Origin of the sequence: Microcoleus sp. S13_C3 (genome assembly GCF_036700905.1) — a bacterium.
Lineage (GTDB): Bacteria > Cyanobacteriota > Cyanobacteriia > Cyanobacteriales > Microcoleaceae > Microcoleus.
Map to the genome: position 1 here is coordinate 404 of NZ_JAUBPT010000221.1, position 10,282 is coordinate 10,685.

At 44.3% G+C, this 10,282-nt stretch carries 11 protein-coding genes; 3 read left to right on the forward strand and 8 right to left on the reverse strand.

The genetic code is table 11. The features are described from left to right. Positions 1–137: 137 nt before the first annotated feature. The 6 genes from QUA16_RS33685 to QUA16_RS33710 form a co-directional block, all read right to left on the reverse strand. Positions 138–857 (reverse strand): hypothetical protein, encoded by a 720-nt coding sequence (locus tag QUA16_RS33685; RefSeq protein ID WP_333108753.1) that lies wholly within the window; start codon positions 855–857, stop codon positions 138–140. A 15-nt stretch (positions 858–872) separates the two neighbouring features. Next, positions 873–1,199, reverse strand: a complete 327-nt coding sequence (locus QUA16_RS33690; protein ID WP_333073777.1) for a hypothetical protein — start codon at positions 1,197–1,199, stop codon at positions 873–875. Positions 1,200–1,270: 71 nt separating this feature from the next. Continuing rightward, positions 1,271–3,232 carry a pentapeptide repeat-containing protein gene (locus QUA16_RS33695; protein ID WP_333108752.1) on the reverse strand — a complete coding sequence of 654 codons (1,962 nt, stop codon included), beginning with the start codon at positions 3,230–3,232 and terminating at the stop codon, positions 1,271–1,273. Positions 3,233–3,718: 486 nt separating this feature from the next. Beyond that, complete coding sequence (locus tag QUA16_RS33700; RefSeq protein WP_333181686.1) at positions 3,719–4,048, reverse strand: type II toxin-antitoxin system PemK/MazF family toxin; 330 nt, start codon at positions 4,046–4,048, stop codon at positions 3,719–3,721. A gap of 289 nt (positions 4,049–4,337) precedes the next feature. Continuing rightward, on the reverse strand, positions 4,338–4,691 hold the full coding sequence (locus tag QUA16_RS33705) for a XisI protein (RefSeq protein WP_333108751.1): 354 nt from the start codon (positions 4,689–4,691) through the stop codon (positions 4,338–4,340). After that, the gene (locus QUA16_RS33710; protein WP_333108750.1) at positions 4,679–5,095 is read right to left on the reverse strand and encodes a XisH family protein; all 417 of its coding nucleotides are present in this window, start codon (positions 5,093–5,095) and stop codon (positions 4,679–4,681) included. Before QUA16_RS33710 ends, QUA16_RS33705 begins: the two co-directional genes overlap by 13 nt. Before the next feature lie 348 nt (positions 5,096–5,443). Here QUA16_RS33710 and QUA16_RS33715 point away from each other — a divergent pair, with 348 nt between their 5' ends. After that, complete coding sequence (locus QUA16_RS33715) at positions 5,444–6,472, forward strand: hypothetical protein (RefSeq protein ID WP_333051506.1); 1,029 nt, start codon at positions 5,444–5,446, stop codon at positions 6,470–6,472. Positions 6,473–6,571: 99 nt separating this feature from the next. Here QUA16_RS33715 and QUA16_RS33720 read toward each other — a convergent pair whose 3' ends face one another. Together QUA16_RS33720 and QUA16_RS33725 are read right to left on the reverse strand one after the other, a co-directional pair. After that, positions 6,572–6,916 (reverse strand): transporter suffix domain-containing protein, encoded by a 345-nt coding sequence (locus QUA16_RS33720; protein WP_333108749.1) that lies wholly within the window; start codon positions 6,914–6,916, stop codon positions 6,572–6,574. A gap of 107 nt (positions 6,917–7,023) precedes the next feature. Then, on the reverse strand, positions 7,024–7,842 hold the full coding sequence (locus QUA16_RS33725; protein WP_333108748.1) for a carbohydrate ABC transporter permease: 819 nt from the start codon (positions 7,840–7,842) through the stop codon (positions 7,024–7,026). A gap of 495 nt (positions 7,843–8,337) precedes the next feature. Here QUA16_RS33725 and QUA16_RS33730 point away from each other — a divergent pair, with 495 nt between their 5' ends. Next, positions 8,338–9,030: an aldehyde oxygenase (deformylating) gene (locus QUA16_RS33730; RefSeq protein ID WP_333045307.1), complete on the forward strand. Its 693-nt coding sequence runs from the start codon at positions 8,338–8,340 to the stop codon at positions 9,028–9,030. 149 nt (positions 9,031–9,179) lie between these two features. Further along, a complete protein-coding gene (locus QUA16_RS33735) occupies positions 9,180–10,205 on the forward strand; it encodes a long-chain acyl-[acyl-carrier-protein] reductase (protein WP_333108747.1) in 1,026 nt (341 codons plus the stop codon). The last annotated feature ends 77 nt before the right edge of the window (positions 10,206–10,282 follow it).

A 10,282-nucleotide genomic window follows, 5' to 3' on the forward strand; every position in this document is an offset into this window, starting at 1 on the left:
CCCTAAAAATACCATTACTTACTGGGCGTGGGGTGGGCGTCTCGCCCGCCCTAAAAATACCATTACTTACTGGGCGTGGGGTGGGCGTCTCGCCCGCCCTAAAAATACCATTACTTACTGGGCGTTGATATTGGATTTTAGGGTAAAAGTAAGAGACTTGCGATCGCAGGCAACAATTTACTGCAAGCTTCTACCAACGTTGCCGCACTAGGTAAACCAGCAATAGTCCCTTTCAAAATTTTCATGGCCGTTTTCCCCGCCTTTTGCATTGTACTTTCTTGGGGATTTTTCCCTACTTCGGCCAAAGTTTTTACCTGTTCCAAGGCTTCAGCTTTATCATCATCAGATAAATCAGTTTCAGCCTCGATCGCTGTTTGTAACTGGGTTAATAATTCTTTGATTCCCGGTTCATCAGGTTTAGCAGAATCAGATAATTGATTAATTGTATTGGCAACAGTACCGCTGATATCACCTAAACTTAAAGCTCCAGCACCGCTAGCGTTAACGGTTCCGCCTGTAATTTCTATTTTGCGACTTTGGTCGATTTGGTCACTCATAGCTTTACTCTCTGATGTGGTGTTCACTTCTATATTATTATAAATTACTCTTTCTGCGAAAGACATATTAAGTTTTCTTAAATATTCGATTTGTTCGCGATAGTCTTGGATTTTACTGTCTTTAACAGCGATTGCTTGGCGACAGTCTTGAATTTCCTTGTCTTTAACAGCGATTGCTTGGCGACAGTCTTGAATTTCTTTGTCTTTAACAGCGATTTCTAATTTGTGTCTTTGCTTTAATTCTCTAATTTTTGCTTCACACTTTTGTTTCAGCCGAGCCAGTTCTTCCTCATTTGACATAAACTAAAAAGAAATTTATTCTGGCTTGTTGTCTTGGCTGGAATTAATCACGATCGGATTTTTAGCTAACTTGACAGTCAGTTCTCTCAAAAAAGCTATTTCCTCACGATACGTCTCTATTTGAGCATCTTTTGCTTTAAGTTCGGCTTGATATCTTTCTTCGACTGCTTTTATTGAAAGTTGGTAGTATTTTAACAATTGATCTATAACTAATTGAAACAGTCCAGGTGAGTGAGGCAACTGATTAATATTAGTGGTAAGTTTGCTGCTGATTTCATCTAACTGCAATAATGCAGAATCATCGAAACTTTCCTCAGTGAAATTTAAGTTGCTATTACTCATATTGATACGCTCATAGCTTTGATTTCCGCTGTTACCAGAGTTTGACTAAAATTATAGCATTACTCACTTTGTCAGGAAGGGCGATCCTCTTCGAGGGCTGCGCTAACGGCTGGATCGGGCAACTCCTCGATCGTGTTCGCTGTTGTACCGTCATTATCTCCTAAACTTAATGAGCCGGCACCGGTAGCGTTAATCGTTCCGCCTGAAATGTCAGCTTTGCGACTTTGGTCGATGTTATCGCTTGCGACTTTATTCTCTGCTGTAGATTGATTGTTAATGTTAATTATAGGGTTCGATGGCTGAGGCACGGTTGAAGGATTTATCAAATATTGACTAAACACTCCTTTCACAAAGTCTTGAAAGACACGGTAGTGATGTCTTTCTATTGCAATAATTTCATCTTTAGCTTTTAATCGCTCGGCTTGCCTTTGAGCTTCCAGCCTTGCTTGATAACCTTCGTCCCAATTCTGCTCGATTTTTGCCTTATCCGTTCCTTCGGGAACATTTAAAGTCAGTAAAACATCGTCTCCTTTTTTTTCAAATGCTTGAATTGAATCCGGCGTAATGTCTGGAAATTCTTGCATTAACTTTTGGAAAGCTGCGGTAAAAGCTTCGGGGTTAATCCCATCTTTGAGCAGGATCTGCACGGCGCTCAGAATCTTTTTATATAGTTTCTCGAAATCCCCCGGTTCAAAACACTTGTTGATGTGGTGAGGGCGGCGATCGCGATCGCCAGTTCCCGGTTTGGGATATTCTAGAAGATAAACAAACCGACAGTCAACGCGATCGAGCTTTGTATTAGCGTCAATATTCCAAGCTTCCAAACAAGCACCTGTAAAACAAGCTGCTGTAAAATCTGTTGCCAAGGCTTGAGTTTCAGTGAGGTTTGCCGATTCCAAATTAGCTTGATGCAAAGTTGCTTCGCTGAAGTTAGCCTGCTTGAAATTAGCATAGCTGAGATTAACGCCTGTCAGGTTTGCTCCTTGGAGATTCGCACCAACATAGGATTTTTTGTAACCATTGCCAGTGATTAGTAATTCTCGGATGCGGGTATCAGCTAATATCGAATTACCGACACGCGCGCGATCGAGTTTTTCTGTTTTGCGGAAGCAAGTGCGAGTGAGATTAGCTGTTCTAAAATCTGTACTTTTGAGAATTGCCTCAGTGAAATTGGCATCAGTTAGATCCGCATTCCGAAAGCTAGTGCCACCTGTAGCGGCAAAGGCAATGGCAACAGTGCGAATCAAGGCCTGTTTCTCATCCCCAGCCAGGGCACGGCAAGCAACGTAAATACCTAGTCCTATGCCTGTCGCTGCCCCTGCCACTGCCACTGCCACTGCCGCTACCACTGCCCCTGCCCCTGCCACTGCCGCTACCACTGCCCCTGCCCCTGCCACTGCCGCTACCACTGCCGCTACCACTGCCGCTACCACTGCCGCTACCACTGCCGCTACCACTGCCACTGCCCCTGCCCCTGCCACTGACACTGCCCCTGCCACTGACCCTGCCACTGCCCCTGCCCCTGCCACTGCCCCTGCCACTGCCGCTGGCCCTGCCACTGCCCCTGCCCCTGCCACTGCCCCTGCCCCTGCCACTGCCACTGCCGCTGGCCCTGCCACTACCGCAGCCGCAGCCGCAGCCGCTGCCCCTGCCACTGCCGCTGCCACTGCCCCTGCCCCTATACCTTGGCGGATAGTAGCTATAAAGAAGATTGCCAAAACTATCAACACAACCACACCGGGAATAATGGTGTACTGTTTGATGGCATCTGGAATGAAAAAAATTGCTACCCAAGAACTAGCAAATCCTGAAATCAATCCCGATATTAACGATAAAAATAGCGAGATAGTTACTAGAAAAATTGTCCAGCGACGTTGCAGTCCAGCTTTGGCACGGGTGAAGTCAGCTTCTCTGAGGATGGCATTTGTGAAATTTGCGCCTCGGATGTCTGCACCGATGAATTTTGCACCTGTGAGGTTTTGACCTTTGAAATTGTGGCCTCGGAGATTTTTACCGGAGAAGTCTTTGGGCATGATTTCACGCAGGGAGGTAGTGGCTATTTTTTCGTTGCGATGCTAGTTGTAGCGATGCCCATGATAAAAATTTTATGGAATTGGATAAAAATCTAGCACAAAGGCAGAGATAGTTACAACCACTGACTTAGATACGTTTATTCATACCTGATGTAAGTTCCTAAAAATTTCCGTTGATTCATCATGAGATTTTTTGAATAAACCGGGTTTCTCAGGCCCTGCGCGAGTGACCAACCATCCAAGAAACCGGGTTTCTCTGAGCATTTACGCTTCCTCATGACATTTCTGAAGAAACCCGGTTTCTGAGGCTCACAAACCTAAAATCGCCCGCAGGGCTACTGCCAGCCCATCCATATAATTGTCATCTAAATGACCGAAAGCATCCATGATACCCGCCACGTGATTCATCCGTCCAGAAATAAAAAACCTGTATCCGATAAACTTGCCCCCGAATTTATCCGTGGGGTCAATGCTTTAATCTAAAATCTAAAATCTAAAATCTAAAATCGATTGACCGATTATCCTAATAACCCTAGATTTGTCAATAACTCGAATCTGTTCGCAAAGTATCACTGAATCTTGATTTAAACCCCCAACTCCAGATGGCACAAATACATGAGAAGGTAAAAGAGCGCGACGAATTTTAGTAGTAAACGGTGCAATAATAGTATGATGACTTACTGCATTAGCACGGTCAATCTGTAAGATGACAACAGGTCTTATACCAGCTTGCTCTGTACCAACTACCGGATTCAAATCGCACAAGATGACATCTCCTCTGGTATAAGTTACATTTACTGATGAAGCCCATACAATTCAATTTCTCCTCGCGCTAACTTTTCTTCATAGGCTTCTAAATTATTTAAATAGTCAGAAAAGTCTGATTCAGTCAACTGTGGCAATTCACTGTTATATTTGAGGAGCAAAAAGTCTATAAAATCATTCACTTATTGAACGAGTGACTCTGGCAGTTGGCTGATTTTAGCCGAAGTTAGATCGTAAATTGTCATATTTTTACTCTATTTATTCGATTGTTCTCAATTTTAGCATCAGAAGATAGCGATCGCCCCGCAGCTTATCCTCCCGGACGATCGCACTTATGGCATCAACCAACAGCAAACTCCGTAAATTTTCGTTTATAGGGATTGTGAAACCCTAAAACAATATCGCTTTTAGGAATTCCTGCTGCTAGTAAATCATCAACGACACACAAATCTGTCCAATCTTCTTCAACCCAAATTTTGCCATCTTTAATACGAAGATACATCGTAATGTGGCATATCCGTTTTTTTTCCTCCCAACCAGAGCGAAACCACAGATATTGATCTCGTTTTTCGTCAAAGGCAAGGCGGCTGTCTGTCTCTAATTCATCTACCGCCATCCCTCCTTTGACGCCGAGTTCATAATATTCAGTCAATATTTTTTCGATCGTACTCCGATAGTATTTTAGTTGATCCATTGCAGGATTTCCTCCTTTTCCATTTCAACTACCATTAACAAAAGCTTATTTTCCTTACTAATTAATTGTATAGAATTGCGTTTAAAAAAGTTTTGGTAGACAACATCGTCAATTGCTAAATAGAGCTTGTATTCTGGCTCCGTGAGTTGAATGAGATTTCTGTAGACTATATATTGACCGAGGGCGCCGTGAAAATCATACATTAGCGATCGCCCAATAAAGCTCTTAATTTCAACAACTATCTTTTGTCCCTGACGTTGTGCTGCAATCGGCTTTTCTGCTGCTAAATCAGCATATAACTCGGCATCCTCATATTTTATAAAGTATGGATCTGCCGTAATTGTCCAACCGTCTTTGAGTAAGGCATTTTTAACTTCGTTGTGGTAGATATCTTTAGCTGGCATAAATTAACTTGAGTTTTCACCTACTTAAATTATAGTCAGGCTGACAAGCATATTCCCAAACTTGGCGATCGAGTACAGTAGGTAATGCCATCCTATAATATCCTCATTCACTTTAACTCAATCCCCCCAAAGCCAGCACTCCCCTCAAGTCCCATCAGGGGCGTGCCCGGAGTCTTTTTGGGTATCTTTTCGCCGATCGCCCCCCATCGTGCAATAATAATATGACTTGCACAAAAGCTCTATTAGTAGGTAAATCTTGCCTACCTTACCGCTACATATAGCGTCTCAACTGTCAACCCGTGCAAGTTCCCAATTAAACCGGCTGTTGCACTACACAAATTTTTCCTAATGGCTGAAGTCCCCCTAAATCCCGCAGAACTTGCAGAAGCCCTCAACGGCTTTACCGATATCAATTTCCAATTGCCAGACCCCGAAGACGAACAAATACCAGACTTTGATTTTGACAATCAGGTTGACAATGCCTGGAAAGTGTGCGATCGCTTCGACTTGCAAACCGACATTTGGCGGGGACGCATTCTCCGAACAGTCCGAGACAGAGAAAAAAAAGGCGGTGAAGGACGCGGCACAGGCTTTTTGAACTGGCTCAAAGAAAGAGAAATTGGCAAAAGTCAAGCCTATTCTTTGATAGAATTAGCTAATAGTGCCGATACTCTGATCCAGCAAGGAGATTTAGACCCAGATTCCATTAGAAACTTCAGCAAAAGAGCCTTTGTAGAAACCGCCAAAGCATCTCCCGAAGTCCAGCAAATGGTAACAGATGCCGCAGCAAATGGCGATCGCATCACCCGCCGCGAAGTCAAACAACTATCCGACGAATGGATGGCAATGAACTCAGATTTATTGCCAGAAGAAGTCAAAGAAAAAGCATCTACAGGTTCTCTACCTTCCCGCTACCTCGCTCCTTTAGTCAAAGAAATGGAGAAACTCTCCCCATCTCACCAAAGCGAAATTCAAAAAGAAGTAGCAGAAAATCCCGACGTAGATACTGTCAAACAGCTCACATCCGACGCCAAGAACTTATCAAAATATCTCGACGCCGCCGCCCAAGTGCAAGCTCTCAATCAGTCTCATTTAGACATGGAAATGGCCTTAGAAGAATCTTTGCGAGTCGGCTGTTTGGGAACCACCGCCGACGTTGTAAAACAAGCCGCACAGCTTGAACAAACAGTAGTCAAACTCTACACGATTTGGAAGCGTTTAGGCAGTTTGGCCGATAGATTGTACGTAGATACAGGAGCAAGTACACCGAATTTGCGGTTGCTTTTGGGATGCTTAGACAGTCTTTCGGGAGAAAAGATTGAAGTAGATTTCGGAGACGGAGAACGCTCTATTCGCTTGCAAATTTTCAGCGAATAGCTCAACCTTGACCGCAGATAAAAGCCAACATCCAGGCTCATTATCTGCGTCGAACCCTGTTCATCTGCGGTTAAAATTTCTAAGTTTTTTCCAAAGATATCAGGGATGCAAATAACGCCGATATTTGGTAACTATTTCTTTCCCCAACAGCACTACGCTAATCCAAAAACAAACTTCCGCCCCAACAGCCAGAACGACAGATAAAGTAGTTTTTTGGGTAATGTCCAGCGGCAGGAAGGGCACAACAAAAAAGACTGCCAACCACGGTAGAAAAGATAGGATAAATAAAAATAAACCGAGCTTTTGCATAGATTCACATAATACAGCTTTGATATCACCTTTATCTCTTAGTCCGCTTAAAGTGAACTTCGTTTGTATAGTAGCGATTTCAATCGCCTCCTTCACTACAAACTCCAATCTTGCACCAATGTCAGCAACAGGCAAGATGCCTGTTCCACAAGAACATTTAGTATTTGTGGAACAGGCATCTTGCCTGTTCTAGAGAATGGTTCAACAAATGACTACAAACTTAATTGCCAAGCATCTCCAACTCAATTCTTAATCCCCGTCGCCGCAATCCCCCGAATAAACTGCCGTTGACCGGCCAAAAACAGCAACACCACCGGCACTGTGCCAATTACCACCGCCGCCATCAACAACTGCCAACTGCTAGTAAACTGTTCCTGAAACTCAGCCAAAGCTAACTGCACAGTCCGCAACTCTGGCCGCGTCGTAAACACCAGCGGCTTAAACAAATCGTTCCACTCCCCGATAAACGTAAACAAAAACAGCGTCACCAAAGCAGGGCGGGCCAAAGGTAGCATCACCTGCCACAAAACCTGCCAGCGGTTAGCCCCATCCAGCATTGCCGCCTCCTCCAACTCCACCGGAACAGTCATAAAATACTGGCGCAGCAGAAAAATCCCAAAACCGTTAGCCGCCGTCGGCAAAATCAGCGCCCCGTAAGTATTCAGCAGATGGCCCCACTTCAAAACCAAGAAAATCGGAATCACCAAAAGCTGAAACGGAATTACCAGCGTCGCCAAAACCCCCAAAACTAGGGCCTGTCGCCCCCGAAACTTCAGTCTGGCCAAAGCATAACCGGCCAAAGCAGAAGTCACAACCTGAAAACCCGTCACTGCGATCGCCACTAGAGTAGAATTAAAGAATGCCAATAAAAAATTGCCCCGTCGCCAAGCCTCCTGATAGTTCGCAAAAGTCAAGCCTGTGGCCTTGACACCAACACCAGATGGTGATAAAGAAACCAAAAATACAGCAGCCAGTGGCAGCAGCACCACCGCAGCCCCCGCCAGCAACAAAATAAAACTCAGCAGTTCCAGCGCTTGAGACCTGTCAAAGGATTTACCCATAAATTTGTGAATTAACCTAAAATAATAAGCCTGTGAGGTTCTCCAACCCGATCGCCTCCCAGATTCCCATACAACAACATAATAGTCGTAGAGGGAAAGAAGGAGTACCTAGGGAGGAAGTTGTGATTAGGATATAATGTTATAGATAGAGTTGGTACTGTAAAACCCTTAAAGGTGGAGACATAGACCGTATTTCTATCATCTATTTCCGGGCAAAAGATCGACTAACGACTAATTCAAGTAATTAGTAAATAGATAGCATTCTAGCGATAGTCTTTCTGGAGTGTTCGACGGCAAAAGTCCGGCAAACACGCACGCTTGACGCCAGTTTTTCCCGGAACGTCAAAGAAAAGTGCATTGTCGAAAGCATCCTCAGCTATAATCTGTGATTTAGATGGGGTGCGTTCAAAATAGGTAAAGTGTACTGTCACTGACCCCCAATTTTAAAGGGGTTTCCAAACATCCCACAAGCTTATATGAGGAGACTACATATCTATGCCCCAGCTTGAGGCCAGCCCAACAATTGACTTTCAAACCGAAACTTACAAAGATGCTTACAGTCGCATCAACGCCATTGTGATTGAAGGCGAACAAGAAGCTCACGACAATTACCTGACACTGGCCGAACTGTTGGCTGACAAAAAAGCAGAGTTAATTGGCTTGTCCAAGATGGAGAACCGCCACATGAAAGGCTTCCAAGCTTGTGGCCGGAATCTTAAAGTCACGCCGGACATGGCATTTGCCAAGCAGTTCTTTTCGGAATTGCACAAAAACTTCCAGACGGCCGCGGCCCAAGGTCAGATTGTAACTTGTTTGTTGATTCAATCGCTAATTATCGAGTGTTTTGCGATCGCAGCCTACAACATCTACATCCCCGTCGCCGATGACTTTGCTCGCAAAATCACCGAAGGCGTCGTCAAAGAAGAATACAGCCACCTCAACTTTGGGGAAGTCTGGCTGCAAGCTCACTTTGAGGAATCCAAAGCCGAACTAGAAGCCGCCAACCGCCAAAACCTGCCCATCATCTGGAAGCTGCTAAACGCTGTCGCAGACGATGCCCGCGTCTTGGGCATGGAAAAAGACGCTTTAATCGAAGACTTTATGATTGCCTACGGCGAAGCCCTAGGTAACATAGGCTTTAACAACCGCGATATCATGCGGATGTCAGCACAAGGCCTCGCAGCCTAGTTAATTCAGAAATAAAGAATGGGAAAAAAATTAAAAATTAAAAATTAAAAATGGGATAACTCATTTTAAAATATAAATTTTTAATCTTCCCATCTTCCATCTTCCATCTTCCATCTTCCACCTTCCATCTTCCTTCATTTGACAACTTAATGTTTGGTCTAATCGGTCACTTAACCAGCTTAGAACACGCCCAATCAGTAGCTAACGAGCTGGGCTATCCAGAATATGCCGATCAAGGTCTCGATTTTTGGTGCAGCGCACCGCCCCAAATAGTTGATCAGATCACGGTAACAAGCATCACTGGACAAAAAATAGAAGGGCGCTATGTCGAGTCCTGTTTTCTGCCAGAAATGCTAGCCACTCGTCGGATAAAAGCAGCCACTCGCAAAATCCTTAATGCGATGGCACACGCTCAAAAAAACGGGATTAACATCACGGCTTTAGGCGGCTTTTCTTCGATAATTTTTGAGACTTTCAACTTGCAGCAAATTAAGCAAATTCGCAATCTCAAGTTGGAGTTTGAACGCTTCACCACTGGTAACACTCACACGGCTTATATCCTCTGCCGCCAAGTAGAAGAAGCAGCCCCTAAATTGGGGATTGAACTTTCAAAAGCCACGGTAGCCGTTTGTGGTGCTACTGGCGATATTGGCAGTGCTGTGTGTCGCTGGCTCAATGTTAAAACCAATGTAGCAGAATTGTTGCTCATTGCCCGCGACAAAGAACGATTACAAGATTTGCAATCGGAATTGGGCCGAGGCAAAATTATGGACTTGGAAGAAGCCCTCCCCCAAGCCGATATTGTAGTCTGGGTAGCCAGTATGCCAAAGGGAGTAGAAATTGACCCTAAGACATTGAAGCAACCATGTTTATTGATTGACGGTGGCTATCCGAAAAATCTGGCAACTCAGGTTAAGCATCCCGAAATTTACGTACTCAATGGCGGGATTGTGGAGCATTCCCTCGATATTGAGTGGAAAATTATGAAGATTGTCAATATGGATGTACCGGGCAGACAGTTGTTTGCCTGTTTTGCCGAATCAATGCTGCTGGAATTTGAAAAATTGTATACCAATTTTTCTTGGGGACGGAACCAAATTACTGTGGAGAAGATGGAGCAAATCGGTCTTATTTCTGTCAAACACGGTTTCCGACCTTTATTAATGTCAGTTTGATGTTGACAGTTGACAGTTGACAGTTGACAGTTGACAGTTGACAGTTGACAGTTGACAGTTGACAGTTGACAGTTGAC

Coding starts and splice junctions, on each gene's coding strand:
- QUA16_RS33685 (WP_333108753.1), bottom strand. CDS start 857: ATGTCAAATGAGGAAGAACTGGCTCGGCTGAAACAAAAGTGTGAAGCA.
- QUA16_RS33690 (WP_333073777.1), bottom strand. CDS start 1,199: ATGAGTAATAGCAACTTAAATTTCACTGAGGAAAGTTTCGATGATTCT.
- QUA16_RS33695 (WP_333108752.1), bottom strand. CDS start 3,232: ATGCCCAAAGACTTCTCCGGTAAAAATCTCCGAGGCCACAATTTCAAA.
- QUA16_RS33705 (WP_333108751.1), bottom strand. CDS start 4,691: ATGGATCAACTAAAATACTATCGGAGTACGATCGAAAAAATATTGACT.
- QUA16_RS33710 (WP_333108750.1), bottom strand. CDS start 5,095: ATGCCAGCTAAAGATATCTACCACAACGAAGTTAAAAATGCCTTACTC.
- QUA16_RS33715 (WP_333051506.1), top strand. CDS start 5,444: ATGGCTGAAGTCCCCCTAAATCCCGCAGAACTTGCAGAAGCCCTCAAC.
- QUA16_RS33725 (WP_333108748.1), bottom strand. CDS start 7,842: ATGGGTAAATCCTTTGACAGGTCTCAAGCGCTGGAACTGCTGAGTTTT.
- QUA16_RS33730 (WP_333045307.1), top strand. CDS start 8,338: ATGCCCCAGCTTGAGGCCAGCCCAACAATTGACTTTCAAACCGAAACT.
- QUA16_RS33735 (WP_333108747.1), top strand. CDS start 9,180: ATGTTTGGTCTAATCGGTCACTTAACCAGCTTAGAACACGCCCAATCA.